At 62.2% G+C, this 21817-nt stretch carries 16 protein-coding genes and 2 pseudogenes; 8 read left to right on the forward strand and 10 right to left on the reverse strand.

All coding sequences use genetic code 11. The features are described from left to right. Positions 1-27 precede the first annotated feature (27 nt). Positions 28-2337, reverse strand: a complete 2310-nt coding sequence (gene ppsA, locus A4G99_RS19000; RefSeq protein WP_223301999.1) for a pyruvate, water dikinase — start codon at positions 2335-2337, stop codon at positions 28-30. A 268-nt stretch (positions 2338-2605) separates the two neighbouring features. Between ppsA and A4G99_RS19005 the strand changes: the two genes are divergently transcribed. From A4G99_RS19005 to A4G99_RS27615, 3 genes and pseudogenes are all read left to right on the forward strand, one after another. Then, positions 2606-3724, forward strand: a complete 1119-nt coding sequence (locus A4G99_RS19005) for a site-2 protease family protein (protein ID WP_066147146.1) — start codon at positions 2606-2608, stop codon at positions 3722-3724. 4 nt (positions 3725-3728) lie between these two features. Further along, positions 3729-4055: pseudogene (locus A4G99_RS29950) on the forward strand (hypothetical protein); the annotation flags it as partial. Between the two features lie 334 nt (positions 4056-4389). Next, on the forward strand, positions 4390-4791 hold the full coding sequence (locus A4G99_RS27615) for a hypothetical protein (protein ID WP_223302000.1): 402 nt from the start codon (positions 4390-4392) through the stop codon (positions 4789-4791). 173 nt (positions 4792-4964) lie between these two features. On the opposite strand, the gene A4G99_RS19015 is transcribed toward A4G99_RS27615, so the two are convergent. Together A4G99_RS19015 and A4G99_RS26135 are read right to left on the reverse strand one after the other, a co-directional pair. Next, positions 4965-5978 carry an alcohol dehydrogenase catalytic domain-containing protein gene (locus A4G99_RS19015; protein ID WP_066147148.1) on the reverse strand — a complete coding sequence of 338 codons (1014 nt, stop codon included), beginning with the start codon at positions 5976-5978 and terminating at the stop codon, positions 4965-4967. Between the two features lie 65 nt (positions 5979-6043). Further along, positions 6044-6205 (reverse strand): hypothetical protein, encoded by a 162-nt coding sequence (locus tag A4G99_RS26135; RefSeq protein ID WP_190303815.1) that lies wholly within the window; start codon positions 6203-6205, stop codon positions 6044-6046. Between the two features lie 144 nt (positions 6206-6349). Here A4G99_RS26135 and tbsP point away from each other — a divergent pair, with 144 nt between their 5' ends. Both tbsP and A4G99_RS19025 read left to right on the forward strand, forming a co-directional pair. Then, a complete protein-coding gene (gene tbsP / locus A4G99_RS19020; RefSeq protein ID WP_066147150.1) occupies positions 6350-7156 on the forward strand; it encodes a transcriptional regulator TbsP in 807 nt (268 codons plus the stop codon). Between the two features lie 622 nt (positions 7157-7778). Further along, complete coding sequence (locus A4G99_RS19025; protein ID WP_066147152.1) at positions 7779-8687, forward strand: M48 family metallopeptidase; 909 nt, start codon at positions 7779-7781, stop codon at positions 8685-8687. A 50-nt stretch (positions 8688-8737) separates the two neighbouring features. Here A4G99_RS19025 and A4G99_RS19030 read toward each other — a convergent pair whose 3' ends face one another. After that, positions 8738-9163 carry a hypothetical protein gene (locus A4G99_RS19030; RefSeq protein WP_066147154.1) on the reverse strand — a complete coding sequence of 142 codons (426 nt, stop codon included), beginning with the start codon at positions 9161-9163 and terminating at the stop codon, positions 8738-8740. A 363-nt stretch (positions 9164-9526) separates the two neighbouring features. On the opposite strand from A4G99_RS19030, the gene A4G99_RS19035 reads away from it, so the two are divergent. Both A4G99_RS19035 and A4G99_RS19040 read left to right on the forward strand, forming a co-directional pair. Then, positions 9527-9910 carry a HalOD1 output domain-containing protein gene (locus A4G99_RS19035; RefSeq protein WP_066147155.1) on the forward strand — a complete coding sequence of 128 codons (384 nt, stop codon included), beginning with the start codon at positions 9527-9529 and terminating at the stop codon, positions 9908-9910. A gap of 190 nt (positions 9911-10100) precedes the next feature. After that, entirely contained in the window at positions 10101-12482 is a 2382-nt protein-coding gene (locus tag A4G99_RS19040) for a xanthine dehydrogenase family protein molybdopterin-binding subunit (protein ID WP_066147157.1), read from the forward strand. 168 nt (positions 12483-12650) lie between these two features. On the opposite strand, the pseudogene A4G99_RS19045 reads toward A4G99_RS19040, so the two are convergent. Beyond that, positions 12651-13429 (reverse strand): annotated as a pseudogene (locus A4G99_RS19045) (SDR family oxidoreductase). 124 nt (positions 13430-13553) lie between these two features. Here A4G99_RS19045 and A4G99_RS19050 point away from each other — a divergent pair. After that, positions 13554-15707, forward strand: a complete 2154-nt coding sequence (locus A4G99_RS19050) for a GH32 C-terminal domain-containing protein (RefSeq protein WP_066147159.1) — start codon at positions 13554-13556, stop codon at positions 15705-15707. A gap of 1 nt (position 15708) precedes the next feature. On the opposite strand, the gene A4G99_RS19055 is transcribed toward A4G99_RS19050, so the two are convergent. From A4G99_RS19055 to A4G99_RS19075, 5 genes are all read right to left on the reverse strand, one after another. Next, the gene (locus A4G99_RS19055; RefSeq protein ID WP_066147160.1) at positions 15709-17010 is read right to left on the reverse strand and encodes a glycoside hydrolase family 68 protein; all 1302 of its coding nucleotides are present in this window, start codon (positions 17008-17010) and stop codon (positions 15709-15711) included. Between the two features lie 120 nt (positions 17011-17130). After that, a complete protein-coding gene (locus tag A4G99_RS19060) occupies positions 17131-18969 on the reverse strand; it encodes an MBL fold metallo-hydrolase (RefSeq protein WP_066147367.1) in 1839 nt (612 codons plus the stop codon). Positions 18970-19124: 155 nt separating this feature from the next. Beyond that, the gene (locus tag A4G99_RS19065) at positions 19125-19391 is read right to left on the reverse strand and encodes a hypothetical protein (protein WP_066147162.1); all 267 of its coding nucleotides are present in this window, start codon (positions 19389-19391) and stop codon (positions 19125-19127) included. Positions 19392-19554: 163 nt separating this feature from the next. Further along, on the reverse strand, positions 19555-20556 hold the full coding sequence (locus tag A4G99_RS19070) for a Cdc6/Cdc18 family protein (protein ID WP_066147164.1): 1002 nt from the start codon (positions 20554-20556) through the stop codon (positions 19555-19557). A 180-nt stretch (positions 20557-20736) separates the two neighbouring features. Then, complete coding sequence (locus A4G99_RS19075) at positions 20737-21816, reverse strand: DUF4350 domain-containing protein (RefSeq protein ID WP_223302001.1); 1080 nt, start codon at positions 21814-21816, stop codon at positions 20737-20739. Position 21817: the final 1 nt, after the last annotated feature.

The raw sequence follows: 21817 nt of genomic DNA on the forward strand, positions 1-21817 counted from the left end.
AGAGCCGACAGGAATCGCCGTTCCCCTTCAGTCGTCCTCCAGTTCTGCGACCCGAAGCATCGTTTCGAGCGCGACGTCGGGGGTGACTGAGATCGAGTCGATATCCGCGTCGAGGAGGAACTCGACGAATCCGGGGACGGTCGATGGGGCATCGCCACAGATACCGACGCGACGCTCGTGGCGATGTGCCGTTTCGATCAGCGAACGGATGGAGCGTTCGACGGCTTCGTCGTCCTCGTGGAACAGTGGTGCGAGTCGTGCGGAGTTCCGGTCGATGCCGAGCGTGAGTTGCGTGAGGTCGTTCGAGCCGATGGAAAAGCCGTCGAAGACGTTGCTGAACCGATCCGCCGAAACGACGTTCGATGGGAGTTCGGCCATCACGTACACGTCGAGGTCGTCCATCGCCAACCCGAATTCTGCCATGAGTCGCTTCACCCTCCGACCCTCGTCCGGCGTTCGACAGAACGGTACCATCACGATCACGTTGTCGAGACCGACGTCCTCCCGAACGCGACGAAGCGCTTCACATTCGAGGCGAAACGCCTCCCGAAACCGCGAGTCGTAGTATCGGGAGGCACCGCGCCAACCGAGCATCGGGTTCGCCTCCGTGGGTTCGTACCGACGGCCGCCGCGGAGGTTTCGATACTCGTCAGTCTTGAAATCGCTGAGACGGACGATCACGTCCCGAGGGTGGAACGCGGCGGCGATCGTCGCGATGCCGGTTCGTAGCTGTTCGATGAATCGCTCCGACGCGTCGTGTTCGATGGCGTATAGCGGGTGGTCGCCGATGGCGGACGTGATGATGAACTCCTCGCGGGCGAGTCCGACCCCATCGACTGGGAGGTCGGAAAACGAGAACGCACGGGACGGGTCCCCGAGGATGAGCATTACGTCCGTTTCCGTCTCGGGGATCTCGTCGATCCGCTCCTCGTGAACGTCGTAGACGAGCGTTCCGGCGTACACGCGGCCCGTCGTTTCGGTACAATCGACCGTCACTTCGTCGCCGTCGCGGAGCGTTTTCGTCGCGTCGTCGGCGGCGACGATGGCGGGAAGGCCGAGTTCCCGCGAGACGATGGCCGCGTGCGACGTTTTCCCGCCGTGCTCCGTGATGATTCCCGCCGCCTTCCGCATCACCGGTTCCCAGTCGGGGTCGGTCGTCTCGGTGACGAGAACGTCCTCCGCTTCGAAGCGGTCCATCTCGCGGATATCGGAGAGGATTCGAACCGGTCCGGTACCGATGGCGGTCCCGATCGAGACGCCTTCCAGTAGAACGTCGCCTTCCTCGGTTCGGTGGTAGGTTCGGACGGTTCGTTCCGTCGCCGCCGCGTGCACCGTTTCCGGCCGCGCTTGGACGATGAACAGTTCGTCCCGCTCGCCGTCGAGCAACCACTCGATATCCATCGGTCGGTCGAAGTGGTCCTCAATCCGTTTCGCGTACGTCGTGAGCGACGTGACTTGGTCGTCAGTGAGCGTCAAACGACCCCGTTCGTTGTCAGGCACCGCTTCAATGGCGGTGTCGCTTCCCCGCCGGACCATCCGTCGTTCTTTCGTCCCGAGTTCCCGCTCGATGATGCCGTTCGTCGGTTTGAAGGCGACGTATCGGTCCGGATCGACCTGCCCTTGGACGAGTAGCTCCCCCAACCCGTAGGTCGCCTCGATGACGACGGCGTTCTCGAACCCCGTGTCGGGGTCGAGGGTGAACGCAACTCCGGAACAGCCGATGTCCGCCCGGCCCATCGCCTGAACGGTACAGGCGAGTTTGACCGCGAGGTGGTCGAACCCGTGGTCGAAGCGGTAGGTGATGGCGCGGTCGGTGAACAACGACGCATAACAGCCTTCGATCGCCTCGATCAGTTCCGTCTCCCCGGAGACGTTGAGAAACGTCTCCTGTTGGCCCGCGAACGACGCGGTCGGTAAATCCTCCGCCGTCGCGGAACTCCGAACGGCGACGGTGGGGTTCTCGACGTCCAGTCGTTCGCCAAGCAGACGATACTCCTCGACGATTGCCCGTTCGAGGTCGGCGGGTATCGTCGCCGATTCGATGTCGTCTCGGATCTCCGATCCTCGCCGCTGCAACGTATCGATATCGTCCGGATCGAGGCCGTCGAGCCGAGCGGCGATCGATTCTTCGAGGCCCGTTTCCGACAAGTAGTGGTCGTACCCCGCCGCGGTGGTCGTGAATCCCGGAAGTACGGGTACGTTGAGCGTGGTAAGCTCGCCGAGGTTCGCGCTTTTTCCCCCAACTATATCGACGTTGGCACTCCCTACGTCCGCAAGTTGTCGTACGAACTGATCGTTCCCCACGATGATTCCCCCGTCACCACACTCGTCGCGCACCACAGTGAAACTACCTCCGTCGAGTTTGACTGCGTCTCTCCGACTCCCCCTACCACGCCGTAGGCTGGCCTTTCGGGGTCACCCGTCGGGGGAAACGATCACCGTTTCTTATTGAGCCGTTCGGTGTTTGGAACACGTACATGAGGAGCTGTCGTCTATCCGTTACGAGCGCCCGCGAGCGTCGTGACGGCCCTGTAAAACGAGCACGGCGGGTGTCGAGCAGCCGAAGCGGTGAGAAACCGTCGTTCACCACCGGTCCGATCGAACGATGAGGAACATCCGTCTCGGGTCGTTGTTCGGGATACCCATCCAACTGAACCTGAGCTTTCTCATCGTCCTCCCGTTAGTCGCGTATCTGATCGGCATTCAAATCGCCCCGCTCGCCGACGTCCTCAATCAGTTGTGGAACGCTCGGATCGAGACGGGCACGCTCGTCCGCGGGTGGATGCCGTGGATACTCGGAGTGCTGTCGGCGGTCGGGTTGTTCGTCTGCGTGATCCTTCACGAACTGGGTCATTCGCTCGTCGCACGACGGTTCGGGTTCGGCACCGACTCGATCACGCTCTGGTTTTTGGGTGGTGTTTCCGCCCTCGAAGAGATTCCCGAAGATTGGCGTCAGGAGTTTCTGGTCGCCATCGCCGGTCCGTTCGTGAGTATCGTTCTCGGCGTGATCTGTTACGGGGCTCTCGTGGTCGTCCCGACCGGTCTCGATGCGGTTCGGTTCATCGTCGCCTATCTCGGTCTGCTCAACTTCGTTCTCGCGCTGTTCAACCTGTTACCCGGGTTTCCGATGGACGGCGGGCGCATCCTCCGTGCGCTCCTCTCCCGGACCCGCTCTCACGCCCGTGCAACACAAATCGCCGCGACCGTCGGGAAGGGCGTTGCGGTCGTCTTCGGCATCCTCGGACTCCTGTCGCTCAACATCTTCCTCATCGGTGTCGCCTTCTTCGTCTATCTCAGTGCCAGCGGCGAAGTCATCCAAGAGACGCTATCCGGGGTCGAGGACATCCCAGTGAGCGACATCATGACTCCGGTCGCCGACTGGGATACCGTCGAACCCGAGGCGACCGTCTCGGAGCTGTTCGAACGGATGTTGGACCAGCGACACGTCGGCTATCCCGTGATCGAGGACGGTCAGGTGGTCGGCATCGTCACTCTGGACGACGCCGCTCGCGTTCCGGTCGAAAAGCGCGACGAGAACACGATCCGATCCGTGATGAGCAGTGACCTCGAAACCGTGTCCGCCGACGAGAGCGTCGAGGAGTTCATGACGGAGTTCCAACGCAGTAACGTCGGCCGCATGTTCGTGGTCGATCCTTACGGGGAGATCATCGGCTTGGTCACACGGACCGACCTGATGACGGTTCTCGAAATCACGAGGCAGTGAGCGGATGCTGCAAGGTGCCTCGCTTCCCCTTCTCTCGGTGGTGTTCCTCGGCGCGGCCGCGGTCGTGTACGTCGCCAGCATCTACGTCTCGGATACGACCGACGTCCTCTCGGTACGGTGGAAACTGGGACAGGCGCTGAGCGGGCTCGTCCTGCTCGCAATCGTCACGAACCTCCCGGAACTCGTCATCACGGTGAGTGCCGCGCTCACCGACAACGTGGACTTGGCGGTGGGAAACGTTCTCGGCGGAATCGCGATCCAAACGGTCGTTCTGGTCGTGTTCGACGTCTTCGGTACCGGACGGTCGGAGGGACTCACGCACTGGGCATCGTCGCTGCAGTTGGTCATCGAGGCGAGCGTCGTGGTCGCGGTCCTCTCCGTGACGGTGATGGGGAGCCAACTGTCGTCGGCGTTTCTCGTGTTTCGCGTGACACCGCCGGAGATACTGATCGTGTGCCTCTGGCTCGGCGGCGTGTGGATCATCGCGAAGGCCCGCACAGGGTTGCCGTGGGAACGGGAGGGTGCGGCCCCCGGCGGGCAGCAAGCGCCGCGGGGAACCGCCAAACGGAAGAAACATCGCCGAATGAAGGCCGCCGGTAATTCGACGCGGTACGTCGTGGGCGTCTTCCTGCTCGCCGCGCTTGCGATCGCTCGTCGGTGGCGTGGTGCTCGAACGCACCAGCGACCTGATCGCACGCAAGACGGGGGTCAGTGGCGCAATCTTCGGAGCGACAGCGTTGGCGGCGGTCACCTCGCTGCCGGAGGTCGCGACGGGGATGGCGGCGATCAGGCTCGGCGACTGCGAACTCGCCATCAGCGACATCTTCGGCGGCAACGGGTTTCTGCCGACGCTGTTCCTCGTGGCCTCGCTCCTCTCCGGTCGGGCCGTACTCGCCACGATGCCGCCGAGCACGCTGTATCTCACCGCCCTCGGCATTCTCCTCACGAGCATCTACAGCATCGGCTTCATCGTCCGACCGCGTCGGCAACGGTTCCGGATGGGAATCGACTCACTGCTGGTACTCTCCCTCTACTGTCTGGGCGTTTTGGGTCTCGCCACGATGTAGCTAGTCGGATAGACGACCGAGGAGGACCACCTGTCGAACGACGGATCGAGTCTACTGCACGTTTCGGGAAGGCTACGAAAACGAACCCTCCCGGTAGGCACGGGCTGTGAGGGGTAGGCATCGATTATCCGCGTCGTGCGGTTCTCATCACGGGGGAGAGATCGGACCCGCGACTACGGCGTTACGACGAGCTTACCGACGCTCTCACGGTCCTGCATCGCCGCGAACGCCGCGTCGGTTCGTTCGAGCGAGTAGGTTTCGTCGATCTCCGGTGTGAACGCGCCGTCGACGACGAGTTCGACGAGCGTCTCCAAATCGCCTTGTGTCCCCATCGTGCTGCCGATGACGTGTTTGTGACCGAGGAAGAGGTCGGGAACGTCGATTTCGGACGTTCCACCGGCCGTCCGCCCGCAGACTGCCATTCGGCCACCGCGTCGCAGAACGTCCAAGCCGAGTTGGGTGTACGCGCCGCCGAGGTGGTTGAGGACGCCATCGACGGGCCCGACGTCGGCGACCGCATCCCGGATGTCGCTCGGGTCGGTACCCTCGACCGGGTGATCGAGTCCGAGCGATTCGAGGCGGTCTAGTTTCGCCCGCGAGGAGGACGTCCCGACGCTCCGTGCATCGAGGACGGCCGCGAGTTGCACGCCAGCGACGCCGACGCCGCCGGTCACGCCGGGGATGAACACCACGTCGGTCGGACCGGTTTCGACCCGGCGGAGCATGTGATACGCGGTCATGTAGGCCGTTGGGAGCGCGGCCGCTTCGACCATACCCACGGAATCCGGGAGCGGAACGAGGCGGTCGGCTTGGACGCGAGCGGCCTCGGCGAGGCCGCCGTGGTAGAGGGAGAAGTTCTCACAGAGGTTCTCCGGACCCTCCCGACAGTAGCGACACGTCCCGCACGTCTCGTTCGGGCATAGTACCACGCGGTCACCGGGTTCGATATCGGTGACGTCCTCGCCGACGTCCCGGACGGTTCCGGCGACATCGAGGCCGCTGACGAACGGCAAATCGTCCGTATCGACCATCGCGGAGTCGCCTTCGAGGATCCAGAGGTCGTGACGGTTTATCGAACACGCCTCGACCGATACCACCGCCTCTCGACGTCCCGGTTCGGGAATCGGTCGGTTGAGTATCGAGACGCCATCCGGTCCGGAAAGATCACTGAAAGCTGCGACACGCATCGAATGGGGGTTCGCTCCCCTCGTAGTTAGTGATAAGGGGAGGATAACAGGGTAGAAGCACATAACTAGAGGTCATCGAGACATTCAATGATCGACAACGTCGGACGTGAACGATCCGTCGTCGGGAGGGAGAGAACGCTCTTACCGTCGGATTTCGAGAGGTTTGACGGTAGGACGGGCAGTATCGTTCGTCCCAGCATCTCCGAGATTCCCTCCGAATCGGACACGATTCGACTTCGTACAAACCCGTGGCAAAACGGCTTTTCGGCTCGAAATTCATGGAGTTACTCCGTTCCATCTCCTATTTTTAGGAACGACCTTCGAGTAGTAATGTGCGTAGAACAATGGAAGCACTACTCGTGTGAAAAAGTATGTCCGCAGATGCAACAGTCATGGACCAGGAATTCGCCGATATGATCGATTCGTTCTTCGAAGACGCAGACACGGTGCTCATCGTCAATCCAGCGCCGAACGTCTTCCAAACGGTGATGTTGACGGCAGCCTCGTTCGACGGTGATCTGCCGCACATGCAGGTACTTGCCGACCCGGACGTGCTGAAAGCGTCGCTGGACGATTTCATCCTCGCGAGCCAGGTTTCGGATTTGATCGACCAGGACTCCCTCGAACTCCGGACGACGGGCGATATCGCACGTAGTTCGTTGCTCGTCAGCGATGACGAGGTCGTAACCGTCATCACGTTGGATGGGGAGTTGACGGGACTTCGCTCGGCGGATGGCGATCTGGTCGAAAACGTCCAATCGACGTTTTCGGACGACTGGGAGGACGGCGATGTGTATTCCCTGCGTACGCCACCGCTGTCGCGCATCCAGGAAACGCTCAGTGAGGATTTCGGCGACGACGTCGAAGAGGACTTCATGATGGTCGTCGAGTCGGTCGATACGATTCCCGGCGAAGACGACGAGTTGGATGAAGTGGCCATCGCCTTGTTGGTGGCGGCGAACAACGAGGTTCTCCTCTACGACATCAGCAAGTGGGGTGAGGACACCGGTGTCGCGAGCAAAGCGACCTTCTCGCGGACGAAGACACGACTCGAAGACCGTGGCCTCATCGATACGGAGAAGGTCCCGATCGACGTCGGTCGCCCACGACTTCGGTTGATCTTGGTACCGGACGATTTGGGTGACGTCGAGGGTCTCGCTAGCCAAGTGAGCGGCTAGATTCGTGTAAACGCGACCCCGTCGAGGGGTTCGAGAACGGGCGTCACTGTCGAGAATAGATGATAGATCGACCGACCGTTCGAGATCCAGTTACGAGTGCGTTCGTGTGTTCGGTGTCCGGTTCACGTTCTATGTTGTGGACACGCTCGCCCGGGAAACGGGACGACGCATTGACATGGCTCGTCGACGACGGGATCAGTGCGACCACAAATCGGCTGACCCAGAGAATTTATTGGAGGGTTAGTACGGAACATAATATCCATATATTGGAGAATTAATATATGTGTTTTCGAATTTTCTCGATGTATGTCTGACGCTCGTCTAACAATGGCCGATGAATCAAGACGTGTTACAGACACCACCTCGCGGCGGTGTTCGCACTCGTCCCGGAGAACAGACAGCAGCGACTGTCAGATCGGTAGGTTTAGATCGAAATCGGTAGTACCGTAATTTGTCTCGAAAGAGACACAGATGTCCGTCGATCGCTATGATACGTCTGAAGACGGTGTGTGCTGAGGTTGATAACTCTCCGCACTGTCTTCGCCATACGGCGAGCGTTCGCCGCTCGATTGGTCGCTGACCGATTCGGTTATTATTCTCCCCGAGAGTGTCTGTTTATATAATGAGTTCAGTAGTCGTTCGAGCGTGGGGAATCACGCTCGGACTACTAACCGCCACGCTCCTCGCGGTTGCGGCCGTCGTTCGGACGGGGGCGCCGCTTCCGATCGTCGGCTTCGGATTTCTCGTGTTCGTCGTCATCGCGTATCTGTCCTATCGCTCCGGCGGGCGCTACGAGTTCGAACACGAACACGCCGAACCGTTCGACCCCAACGAGTTTCCGGACGTCCAACGAGCGATCCTCGACGTCTGCGAGCGTGCCGGTCGTCCCCTCCCTCGGATCGTCGTCATGGAGATGGACGCACCAGGTGCCGTCGTCGGTTACGACGATGGCGAACCAGTCGTCGCTCTCGATCCGCTGCTCCCGCAAATCGTCGGGCGGGCGGGAATCGAGGCGCTGTTCGCACACGAACTCGGCCACCTCGGGAACGATATTCACACGGACGCGGTCCGTGCGTACATCCCGCAGATACTCGGGTTCTGTACGTTCTGGCTCGTCTTTCTCGCGGGACGGGGTCCGTTCGTAGCCGCCGTCGGCTCGCTGCTGTTCAGCGCGGTGACGTTCATCGATGATCGACGTATCCGCCGTATCCGCTACGTTTGCAGTCTCGGTATCGAACCGCTCGCGCTCGCGCTGAGTCGATACGCGAATCGACTGGAGGAGTACCGCGCGGATGCGTACGCCGCCCACGTCGTCGATCCCGAAACGCTCGCCGCCGCGCTCTATCGGGTCGCCGCAATCGCAACCGGCGACAACACGGAGGACATCGCCGGACCGATACCGTGGAACGCGGATCGTTCGTTCCGCTTTGCGGTGTTCGCCACCCATCCGTCCATGGAAAACCGCGTCGCTCGACTCGACTGTGAAATCCCCACGTGGGCGAGTCCATATCGACCGCGGCAAGTCGCGTGACACCGCGCGGAGTCTTCAGCCACTACGGACGGTGTGACCGCGTTTTCGGGTTATTTCCGTCCGCCGGAAAAAAGCGAGTGCCAGAGACTCGTATCGGATTGAAACTCCGAAATGATCCCCTCAACGGTCACGAATACCCGTTCGTTCGCGTGCGATTCGTCGCGGAACGTCGATGAGACCAGTTCCACGAACGTTTCCATCTTTTCGATTGCCGTCGTCGTGTCGTCGTATTCGGCGACGACGTAGTCGTGCCGGTGGATCAACGCCGTACTATCGACGACCGAAACGCGGAGTTGGATGTCGCCGGACGCGTCCGAGGAACGAAACACGAGACCGACGACGACTCGTGCGGAATCGGTTACGTCGTACGCGTAGGTCGCCCGTGGATCGGTGACGCTACCGGTTGTTTCGTCCCATCCGTCAGGAAGATCGACTGACCGAGAAACCGCATCCGATCCACTGTGATTTTCTAACATGACTAGGTATCACCACGCCGTTGGAAGACACTCGCCGAGATTCGATCCCCGTAGGGGATTCACTACACCATCCCCGACGTCCATCCGAGCCACAGTTCAGGGGACGTTTCGACGACACGTCCTCTCGCCCGCAGTATCCCCATGGACGTCTTCGTCTTCATCCTCCCTTGAACGTACCAACCGATCGGTCAAAAGCGCTTTGATTGAACGTTCAATAAACGGGCCTCGAAGCACGTAGGTCGACGCGAAGATAGGTTAACGCGAGGAGGGGTTTCGACTGACGCCATATTACTGTTAGTCGAACGATACTAATTTTGGAGGTAAGCACGTGTTACTCAAATAGATAGAGTACGAATAGAAACTATGTCTAATGGCACGAGAATCACCGAGACGACGAACTGGTTCGAAAACGGGCACGCGCCCACGGACCCGACGGATCCACCGCAGTACGCGTTGGTCGCCGTTCGTTCGATCGATCCGTGCCAGTCGCTGACCGTAAGTCTGATCGAAACGATCGTCGATGTTTTGGAACCGCCGAACGGTCAGACCTCGCTCAGTTTGTACCAGTACGTGAACCCGGACGCGCTCGAAGACCTCGTCGAGACGGGCGGAACGAAAAAGAGCGGCGTCGAAGTTCGATTCGTGATCGAGAACCATCTCGTCACCGTTCGGAGTAACAACACCGTCCTCATCTACGAACCGCTCGGCGCACGGCGCGACAGCGACAGAAATCCCATACTCAACTAAGGCCATCACGGGCGAATGCCGTTCGAGGATGTCGTGTCATCGAGAATGTCGAGCGACGAATCGTCTCACTTGGATCACCGGAATCAGTCGGTTAATGGGCCTGGACGAATCAGTACTTCACCATGCAAACGAAAGCCACGGTTAATCATCGACGATATCGACCGTTCGGCCAGCGTACGGGGAGGACGCTATGAAGATAGACACGGTCGAGTACGACGAGGTCAGACCCGGCGAGATGACGGGAACCGCGGTTCAGCGTCGAGAAGACCGACATCTTCTGACGGGGGATGCTCGGTACACCGACGACATTCAATATCCGGGGATGGGCTATCTCGCGCTGCTCGGCAGCCAGTACGCTCACGCCCGAATCGAGTCGATCGACGTGAGCGACGCCGAAGCCCGCAGCGACGTGATCGCCGTCTATACGTACCACGACCTGCTCGAATCCGGCCTCGATGGCGCGATGCCGACCGCCGAACTCGACGCCGAGGACCTTCAGGAGGACGGCTCCAACGAGGAGGACACGTCCGTCAAACGACCGCTCCTCGCCGACGACCGGGTTCGATATCAGGGCCAACCCGTCGCGGCGGTCGTCGCCGAAGAGCGCTACGCCGCCTTCGACGCGCTCGATGCGATCGACGTGGAGTACGAACGACTCGATTCGGCCCCGGAACTCGACGACGCGGTATCGTCGGACGCGCCGACGATTCACGACCTCGCACCGAACAACGTCGCTTTCGAGTGGGAGACCGGCGACCGCGAGGGGACCGAGGAGGCGTTTTCAGGGGCCGCACACACGGTCTCGCTCGATCCGTCGAACAACCGCGTGATTCCGACGGCGATCGAACCCCGAGCGGCGGTCGCCCAGTACCAACCATCGGACGACAAACTGACCGTCGAACTATCGAGTCAGAACCCGCATGCAGTACAGAGCCGACTCGGCGACGTTCTCGGATTACCTCGTCACCGCATCACCGTCCGCGTGCCGGACGTCGGCGGCGGCTTCGGCGCGAAACTCCAACCGTACGCCGGTCATCTCTTGACGGCGTGGTGTTCGATGCAACTCGAACGGCCGATCAAGTGGCAAGCCCGCCGGACCGACGACTTCCAATCGATGGTTCACGCTCGCCGACAGCGGACCAGCATCGAAGCCGCGCTGGACGAATCGGGACACATAGTGGCACTTCGCGGGGATATCGACGCGGACCTCGGCGGCTATCCCACGGTCGGTGGCGTCGGCATTCCGAAGGGAACCGCCGGGATGCTCTGTGGGGCCTACGACATCGACGTCGGACACGTCGCCGTTCGCGGGGTGATGACCAACACGGCCCCGATATCGGCCTACCGCGGTGCCGGTCGACCGGAGGCGGCGTACATCATCGAACGACTGGCGAGTGCCTGCGCCCGCGAACTCGACATGGACCCGGTCGAATTCCGTCGCCGAAACTTCATTCCGCCGGAGTCGTTCCCGGTCGAGACCGGCCTCGGGATGAACTACGATAGCGGCGAGTACGAGAAGACCCTCGACCGAGCCCTCGAACACGTCGAGTACGACGCGTTCCTCGAACGGCAGGAACGTGCCCGGGACGACGGACGGTATCTGGGCATCGGGATTTCGTCGTACGTTGAGATCTGTGGCGGGTCCGCGGGAAGCATCGAGAGCGGCCAAGTGAGGGTCAACGCCGACGGGCAAGTCGTCGTTCACACTGGCACCCAAGACACGGGGCAGGGTCACGCGACGAGCTACGCACAGATCGTGAGCGACGAACTGGGCGTCGATTACGACACCATCGAAATCGTCGAGGGGGACACCGACAAGGTCACCGAAGGGGGAGGAACCGCCGGTAGCCGCAGTTTGCCGATGGCGGGGAACGCCATTCGGAAGGCGTCCCGAGGGATAGAGGAGAAGGCCCGTACGATCGCCGCCCATCAGCTCGAAGCGTCCGAGGCGGATATCGAATTCTCGGACGGCGAGTTCCACGTCCGCGGCGCACCGGAGTACGGCGTTACGTTCCAAGACGTCGCTAACGCCGCGTATAATCCGCGAAAACTCCCGGACGACGTCGATCCCGGCTTAGAGACGTCGGTGTACTTCGAACCGGAGGGATCGACGGCACCGTTCGGAACCCACGTCGCGATCGTGGAAATCGATCCGGAGACCGGCGAAATCTCGTTCCAGCGGTACCTCGCCGTCGACGACGTCGGCCCGCAGGTCAATCCGAAACTGGTCGAGGGGCAGGTCGTCGGCGGGATCGTTCAGGGAATCGGTCAGGCGTTGTACGAGGACGGTCACTACGACTCGAACGGGAACCTCGCGACGTCTTCCTTGCAGGACTACGCGATCCCGAAGACGATCAGCGTCCCCGACATCGAGTGGGACAGCACCGTGACACCGTCGCCGAACAACGCCCTCGGCGTGAAGGGCGTGGGCGAGGCGGGTACCATCGGCTCGATGCCCGCAGTCGTCAACGCGGTACTCGACGCGCTGGAACCGTTCGGGGTCGAGACGCTCGACATGCCGTTGACCAACGAGACGGTGTGGTCGGCGATAGAAACGGCGAACGGCGGATAGTGCTACCGATTATCTAAATATAGATTGTACTACTCACGATTTTACTAACGGAGGTTTTGCTAATCCGGTGACGGCTACTGAATTCGGGCTGTTAGTCACAATTTGGGCAGATAGTCACAATTCGGACAATTTCCACCTATCGCGTCACGAATCAGTCGAAACAACGCCTCACGCCGTGTTCACCATCCCGCCATCGACGATGATCGATTCGCCCGTCACGTAACTTGCGAGGTCGCTCGCCAAGTACAGCGCCGTGTCGGCGATGTCGTCGGGAGTTCCAAATCGCCCCAGTGGAATCGACTTGCGCATCTGCTCGCCGGATTCCGTGCCGATGGTCGGGACGTCCTCGTCGTCATCGCTGTCTCGATGACGCCCGGGTGGATGGCGTTCACCCGAATCCCGTCCCCTCCGAGTTCCGCGGCGAGCGAGTACGTGAGCAGTCTGATACCGCCTTTCGACGCACAGTAGGGCGAGAGGTCGCTGTAGCCCTGAATCCCCGCGATGCTGGAGACGTTCACGATGCTGCCGCCGTCGTCCTCGCGCATCCGCCGTGCCGCCGCCTGTGAGCCGAAAAACACGCCGTTCAGGTTGATATCCAGCAGTCGCTGGTACGCGTCCGGTTCGATGTCGGTCACCGGAGCGGTCGGGCCGACGATACCCGCGTTGTTCACCATCACGTCGATACCGCCGAACTCGTCCACGGCCGTGTCGACGGCCGCCGTCACGGCCGCGGGGTCGCTGACGTCACACGGAACGAAGACGGCGTGCGCGTCGGTCTCCTCCTCGATCCGTTCGTGGGTCTTCGCCCCGTCCTCACGGGGGTCGTCCCGCGCGTCCGCGACGACGACGTCGGCCCCCTGTTCGGCGAACGTTCGTGCGATAGCTCGACCGATTCCGCTTGCAGCGCCCGTTACGACCGCTGACCGTCCCCCAAGCATCCCATCCATACGATAATAGAGGATGTCATTCGTTGTCAATGTTGCTGCGGCCTGCTTGGCGGCGGCGAACCGTCATTTCGTATCATCGAACGAGCCGTGTCCATTATATGACGTGCGCCGATATGTACTGTCAATGGTACCGTCGTCTCCGACCATCGGGTTCCTGCACTGTGACGACCTCTCTTTCGAGCAACAGTCGGCGCTCGATTGGGCGACGACCGAACTGGGTACCGTCGACCGCGTCCCGATTACGGAACGCGGCGACGGCGGTTTCGAGGAATACGACGTCCTCTGGTGGCACCGTGATACACCGGTGGACCCGCAAACCACCCCCGAGGCGGAAGACGTGTTTGCCGCCTATTTCGAGCGCGGTGGAACCCTGCTGTTGACCGGCCAGGCGTTGACCGCGGTCGAAGCGCTCGGGGTCGACCCGGTCGCACCGGACGCCGTGGGAACGGAACCGGTCGAGACGCCCGTCGGTCCGCTGTGGAAGACCCAGTACGCCGACCATCCGGCGGTCGCCGCCTTCGATGACGTTCGGTTCCACACCCGTGGCGGTGGCGACATGCAGTCGTTTGCGCGATACGACAAGGTCCTCCCGGAACGCGCGGACGTCCTCGCGGGGACCGTCCGAGGGGACATCGACCGCCCGAACGAGGTGTCCGTCGTCGAATGGAAACCCGGAACGGGGACGGTTCTCGGCGTCGGTGCGAACGTCGAATTCGACGCTCACGGCGCGGACGGCGGCCGCGAAACCTTCCTCGCGGGGTGTCTTCGTTTTCTCGGGGAAAATGCCGACGACGGTCTCGTCGGGCGGCCGAAGGCCGCCGCGGACCTCGCCGCGATGCGGACCGACTTTCGTGACGACTACGACCGTCCGAGCTACCACCTCACACCGCCCGCGAATTGGTTGAACGACCCGAACGGCCTCATCGAGTGGAACGGCACGTATCACGCGTTCTATCAGTACAATCCGGGCGGACCCTACCACGACACGATTCACTGGGGGCACGCGACGAGCGATGACCTCGTCCACTGGGAGGACCGTCCGGTTGCGCTCACGCCCGACCCCGACGGTCCCGACCGCGATGGTTGTTGGTCGGGATGCGCAATCGACGACGACGAAACGGTTCACATGCTCTACACGGGCGGCCGCGACGGATGCCAACTCCCGTGCCTCGCGACGGCGGTCGACGAAACGCTCGACGTGTGGAAGAAAGACCCCGAGAACCCGGTCGTGGCCGAGCCACCGGTCGAACTCGATATCCTCTCGACCGACCACTGGGACGCCGAGTTCCGCGACCACTCCGTTTGGCGCGAAAACGGCTCGTGGTATCAGCTCATCGGCTCGGGTATCGAGGGCGTGGGCGGGACGGCACTCCTCTACCGCTCGGACGACCTCCTCGACTGGACGTATCTCGGGCCACTGTACACGGCCGAGTCGGAGGCGGAAGGCCACATGTGGGAGTGCCCCGAACTCCTCGACTTCGGCGAGGAACGCCTGCTCCACGTCTCGAACTACGAGCACGTGCGCTACTTCCTCGGGACCATGCGTGATGCGCGCTTCGAGCGCGAAGCGTCCGGAATACTCGATTACGGCGACTTCTATGCCCCACAAACGCTGCGGGACGGGTCGGGTCGACTGCTCACGTTCGGTTGGCTGAAGGAAGCCCGAAGCGAGCGCGCACAGTGGGACGCGGGGTGGTCCGGAGCGCTTTCGCTCCCGCGAGTCCTCAGCGTCGAGGACGGCGAACTGCGCCAACGACCCGCCGCCGAGGTCGAATCGCTTCGCGGCGGCCATCACGGATTCGAATCCCGGGGGCTCTCCGACGGCCACCGTGAAGTGCTCCAAACACGCGGCAGGGCGCTCGAACTCGCTGTCTCACTGGATCTCGGCACCGCCGACGAGGTGGGTATCGTTCTCCGGGAAACCGTAGACGGCGAGGAACGGACGCCGTTGCACGTCCGCCGGGACGAACTCACCCTCGAACGCTCCACGTCGAGCCTCCACCCGGAGACGGCCGACGACCCGATACGGATGCCGCTCGACGGGGAGGGGAGGGTCGACCTCAGGGTGTTCATCGATGGATCGGTCATCGAAGTGTTCGCGAACGAACGGCGCTGTCTCACCGGGCGAATCTATCCGACTCGCGCGGACGCCGACGGCGTTTCGCTCTACGCCGCGGGCGGGGATGCCCGTATCGTGACCCTCGACGCGTGGGAACTCGACGTTGCCGCCGCCTCGTCGGTGGATGTCGGGTCGACCGCCGAGGTGGGCGACGATTGAATCAGTAGCTGCCGTTATGGTTGCCGTCCTCGTCCTCACCGTCGCCTCCAGACCCGCGATAGCGAATGTGGTCGGGAGGGGTCGGCGACTCTTCTTCGAGCGGGATTTGTCCGTAGTCGAGTTCGCCCCAGATTCGGGTTCGGTCGCCCCCGACCTGTAATCGGAGCGTCGGCGCGTACGTCCCGCCGAAGCGGCGGAACTGCTCGGCCTCGGGGAGGAGCGCCACGTCGTCGAGCGAGAGGCCGTTGAGGTCGAAGTAGTTGAAAAAGGACGTGACGAGGATTTCGTCGCCGTGGGGGAAGGCCAACCACGAGTACGCCTGAAACGGGGCGTTTTCGGGATTCGCCACGACGAGACCGGTCTCGTTGAGGGGTTCGTACGGCCCGAAGACGGAGTCGGCGACGAAGCCGTAGAGCGCGTCGAAGCCGCTCAGCCCGGGCGCGAACGTGTGGAGATGACTCGGGGTGAAGAGGTAGTAGCGCCCGTTCCGGACGACGATGTGTGGCCGTTCGAGTTCCTGATTCACGCGTTCGGCGTCGAGGATCGGATCGAGCGGTTGCCAGTCGGTCGGGTCGCCCGTCTCCGAGCGTGCGATGCCGATACAGCCGTTGTACGTCCGTTCCGGGTCGGGGTCGTCTATCGGGGTGTTGGCCTCGAATAGGAGATACGACTCGCCCGTCGCGGGGTCCTCGAAGAACCACGGGTCGCGAAACGTGTAGATGGGACCGTTCTGGCGGTTCGACTGTTCCTGTGTCTGGTACCGTACCCCGTCCGGTTCGAAGAGAACCGACTGTTCCCACGGGCCGTCGATGGACAGTCCGCGTTCGTCCGTCGAAACGGTGCCGCCCGCTCCGACGCAGATCCGTTGTTCGTACGTGAGTTCCGGTTCGTCACGGTGACCAGCGGCGGTGTAGTAGGCGTACACGGTGCCGTCATCGTCCAGCAGGGCCGACCCCGCCCACTGTCGGGAGCCGAACGCCTCCCCCTCGGGGAAAATCGGTCCGCCGTAAGTCCACTCGCGCCCGTCCGTCGAGTAGAAGTACCGGATGCGCGCTTCGTCGTGCCGTTTTCCGGGGAGGAGCGACGACGAAGCGGAGAGCGAGAACGCGACTCGATAGCCGTCCACCTCGGCGAGCGAGCCGTCGCGCGAGCGGAGAAACCACGTATCCCAGAGGTGGAACTCCTCGGAGACCGCCCGTTCGGGCGGGTAGATGATCGGTGCCACGGTGTCGGGCGTACGACGAAGTCGGGACGCGTGATCACGCGTCCACTTTGACCGCCTGTACTCGTCCGGACGGGACATGAATATCCTCCCCTTCTTACTTCACCGACTAAAGCTTCCCTCCTCTTTCGGGTCGGAAGTCCGCTCGGTAGGGTCGTTTACCGCAGACGTGGGAGGGAAGTTACGTGTCCCCGTCGGAGGTTACGTGTCCCCGTCCGTATCGATGGCCTCCCGTATCTCCTCCCGAACGAGACGACGAAGGTCCGACTCGCTCCACGTCCCTTCGTCGTGTCGGAGCGCGGCGAGTTCCTCGTTCAGCGACGCGACCTCCGTGTGAAGCGTCTTCACTTGATTTCGGAGGCGGTCGGGACCGCGTTCGAACTGTTTGGGCGTCAACGTCGGCGTGTCGAGTTCGATATCGCGGGAGACCGGAATCGGAGTGAGGAGCCGTGATCTGGTCACCTGCTCCGCGCTATCGAGGTTCTTTCCGAAGTGACGGGCGAGGTGGTCCTGTGCGTAGTCGGGACCGTGAACCATCGCCACCGTCGACGGTTCGACGGCCCTGGCGAACTTCAACAAGCCGGATTGTGCGGCATGGGCGCTGAGGCCGTCCACCGTTTCGATCCATTCCGTCGGAACGGTCGCTCGGGTGGTCCGCTCGAACCCGTCGTCGGTCTCGACGCGCGTCCACGTCACGGAATCGGAACTCGGCCAGTCCGTCCCGAACGGCGTCGCGTCCGTCGTGATCGTTACTTCCTCCTCGCCTGCGTCGAGGTAGTTCTGGAGCGTCCGCCCGGTCGTTCCCTTCGACTGATAGCCGGTGAGGAACACCTTCGCGTCCTCGAACCGGGCCGCGAACTCGACGAGATACCGGGGGGAATGTCCGCCGGTCAGCATCCCGGAGGGCGCGATGACGACCGGGACGGTCCCTCCCGACAGCGGGTCCGTATCGGTGAGCAGCTCCCGTCGCTCCTCGTCGTTCCGCGGAAACCCGGCACCGTCCGGGAGGAAGGGGCGGTCCTGCCCGCTGTTTTTCGCGCGGTTGACGATGGATTCGTCCATGTAGGTGTCGTCCAGCACGTACTCGTGGTAGATTTCGGTCGCGTCCTGGGCCATCCCGTCCACGACGAGTTGTACCCGTGAGCCGATGTCGCCCGGATGCGACGTGAACCGCTCCTTGAACAGCAGTTGGAGGAGTTGTGCCCGGCCGACCGCGAACGTCGGGATGAGAACGGGTTGGCGGTTTTCGACGGCCTGCGCGACGGCGGCGAACAGCCCCGACCGCGCGTCGTGCATCGACGTGTGACTGTGCTGGCCTCCGTACGTGGACTCCGTCAGGAGAACGTCAGCGCCCGGCGGCGACTGGACGTCCGGCAGATGGGTCGCACGCCCGCCGATATCCCCCGAGAAGACGACTCGGTAGCCGCCCGTCTGGAGCATGAGCCACGCCGAACCGAGGAGGTGGCCCGCGTTCCCGTACTGGAAGACCAGCGGTTCCTCGTCGGGCGTCGGGGCGAACGGCTCGACGCGACCGCCGCCGTAGTCCACCGGTTCGAAGCGTTCGAAGACCGCATCGACGTGTTGCCGGTCGAACCGCTGTTCGGTGCCGGGGCGCTGTGTCTCGCGTCTGTGGATGTGGAGCGAATCTTCGAGGAGGAGCTTTGCGAGGGCGATGGTCGGCGGCGTGGCCAGAATCGGCGCGTCGTCGTCCAACAGCCCGTTCGCTTCGAGGACGGGGAGCCCTCCGCAGTGGTCGATGTGCGCGTGCGTGAGGAACACGGCATCCACTCCTTCGATAGACAGTCCTCGAAAGTCGGGGAACGTCTCGCCGGACCCTTGACGCAGACCACAATCGACGAGGTACGTCGCGTGTTCCGTATCGACTTGGTAGCAACTCCGTCCGACTTCGCGTGCGCCGCCGCGCGGCGTGACGACCAGCGGGGTGTTCCCGTCTGGAAGCGCGTCGAAGTGTTCGAGCGGGTCGAACTCCGGTCCCGCGTCGGCCGGGAGCCACGGCGTGTCAGTGTCAAATTCGGTCATTGTTTCGCGCTCGTACGCCGAGCGTCGTTCGAAGTAATCGACGCTCGGCACCAAGCAGTAAAAAAACGGGATGCCGCGATCATAAACCCGTTCATGGGATGCGCGGTCAATCCACGTCATTCAGATCGCGTTCCAGGTATTCCACGTCGTTCAGATCACGCTCCAGGTGGTGTCGAGTCGGTCTTCGAGGTCTCGATCTGTCGTTGCTGTTCGAGGAGCATGGAGAACAGTGCGGGAGTCTCCACGGGTTGGGGATGTTGGTGGGAGTGTTGGCGCCCGCTCGCGTCGACGTGTGCGCGTGCGAACTCGAAAAGTCGGTCGAACACCAACTGGTCGTCGCGCCGGAGACCGCGCCGATACGGCGTCCAGCGACTTTCCATCGCGCGGAGCAGGTCCCGGTACGTCGTAGTCGTTCGACTCATGGATTCACCTCGATTCCGTGAGCCACCTCGTAGCGCGTGGCGTCGATTCCATTTTCGAGGGGCGAAGCCGTCGATGCGTGCTGTGCTGTCATCACAATTACTCGATCACCCGCCGGAACCATAGGCAAGACCGGGTCGTTTCCGACGCTTCCGAAACTCGATATCAGCGCAGTCGATAGGTCCGCGCTCGGTTCTTCCCCTCGGCGACGACGAGCCGATAATGTTCCATCTTCGAGAGGTGGTTTCGAACCGTTCGGTTCGTCTTCGGGTTCTCGACGCGCTCCCGGTACGCATCGTACAGGTCGCCCGGCGCGAGTTCGCCGGTTTCGTCCAAAATGTCGTAGAGGGCGCGCTGATGGGAGTTGAGTTGGTCGATGGTTTTCTGCCGGACTTCGTGGCGTCCGTCCGGTATCGCTTCCCGGACGATATCGCCAGTGATGTGGTCGGCGTCGCCCTGCTCGGCGCGACGTGCCGCATTCCTGAGGATCCCGATCGCGATCCGTGCGTCGCCCGCTGCCGCGTCCGCGATCAGTTCGAGTTGGCGGTTTCCGATTGCGTCTTCCGAAAGTCCCCACTGGACGCGGGCACGGAGGATAGAGACGAGTTCGTCGAGGTGGTACTTCTCGAACGGAACGCGAACGCACGTCCGAAGCCGACTCGCCAAGCGACCGTCGAGGTGCGAAAACAGTTCGTCCTCGTGATTCGTGATGAGTACCATCGAAATCGTCGGCATTCGATACAGGTCGTAGAGAACGCTCTTGTCTTCGAGTTGGTCGACTTCGTCCAGGATGACGACGAACTGCGGCCCGTCGTACCGCTGGAGGCGGTCGAGGAGTTCGTCCTTCGGCGTCGAGCGACGGTGGATGTTGACGGTACGACCGATGCCTTCGAGGATGCGATAGAGCACCTGAAACCGCGTGTAGTCCTGCCAGCAGTTGACATACTGTCGGTTGATGTCGAGGACGTTCTCGCGCAACCGGTCGGTGGTGAACTTGGCGATACAGGTCTTTCCCGCACCCGACGGACCCAACAGGAGCGAGGTTTCGCCGTTCTGCCCGTCCATGATGGGTTTGAGCGTGTTGGATAACGTGTTGATTTCCTCGTTTCGATGCTCGACCTCTTCGGGAACGAACTGTGGTTGCAGGACGCGAGCATCGTGAATCATATGAAACTGTGTATTCCGCCCGTCATAATAAACGGAAGTGGGCGGTTTCCGATTCTTCCGAAAGCATCGGAACATCGTTCGTATCAGCGGTGTCCGGCACATCGTTCGTATCAGCGGTGTCCGGCACATCGTTCGTATCAGCGATGTCCGGAACATCGTCCGCGTCGGCAGTATCGACTATCAATCGGACCGTTCCTCACGATACGCCGCGACGATACGCTCGATACGTTCGGTATCCCAGTCCGGGTGTTGCTCCCGTAGGTAGTCGACCATCGCCGATTCGGACAACGATGGATTCGCATCGATCGACCGGTTCGGCGACATCGTCGTCGTTCGGGCGTCGGACGGGGAAATTCGAGCGACGAGCGAGTTCCATCGGCGAGTCGCACTCTCCGGTCGCTGCGCCCAGAGGAGAACGAAGGAGAGACACCCGCACCCGACGAACAGTTGCCACAGCGCGGATTCCCGAAGCGTCAAGACGGCGAGCGCGAGCGGCGGGAGCCGGGCCGTGTGTGAGTAATCGAGCAGGACAGTCCGATTCCCGTCGAGGATAGCACGGACGAACGCCCGGTTGTCCGACCGGTCGAGCATCGTGTTGATCATGATGCTGGAGTCGCTGACGACGAACACGCGTCCCTCGCCGACCCGTTCGACGGTTGCGACGAGCATCGAGGAAATCGTCTCGTCGTCGTCCAGTTTCCGGTTGCCGTTCGCGTCGAGATAGGCGTACTCGGACGTGCTGACGAGCACCGTCGCGTTTCCTGGGGTAACGACGGTACCGTGATTGAGCGAGAGCGCCGAGATGTTCGCCACGGGCGAGCGGTTCGACACGTTGTTCGCAACCGGTAACGCCGGGGAACGGTACTGTCGCTGGTCGTCGCGGACCGGGCGGCCGTCGAGGCGGGCGTCGGTTCCCAGCGCCGAGAGCAGTCGGTTCGTCTGTCCCCCGTAATCACCCGCGACGAGCAGCGTTCCGCCCTGTCGCACGAATCGTCGAAGGCGAGCGCGGTCGGTAGCCGAGTAGTTCTCGTCCGGCGAGAGGATGATTCCGACGGTGCCGTTGGGAGTCACACGCGAATAGGCGGCGGTATCGTGGGCAATTTGCGAGGTCGCACTCGTCTCCGATGCGACGCCGCGGAGGTCGCTCGTGCCGTCCCACGCGTGATTGTACGCGCCGAACGAGGCGGTCGACGTGGAAGCCGTGACGAACAGACCGACGACGACAACGAGGGCGAACGCACCGAGGACGCGCGTCGGCATC

The sequence above is a fragment of the Haladaptatus sp. R4 genome (assembly GCF_001625445.1).
GTDB lineage: Archaea > Halobacteriota > Halobacteria > Halobacteriales > Haladaptataceae > Haladaptatus.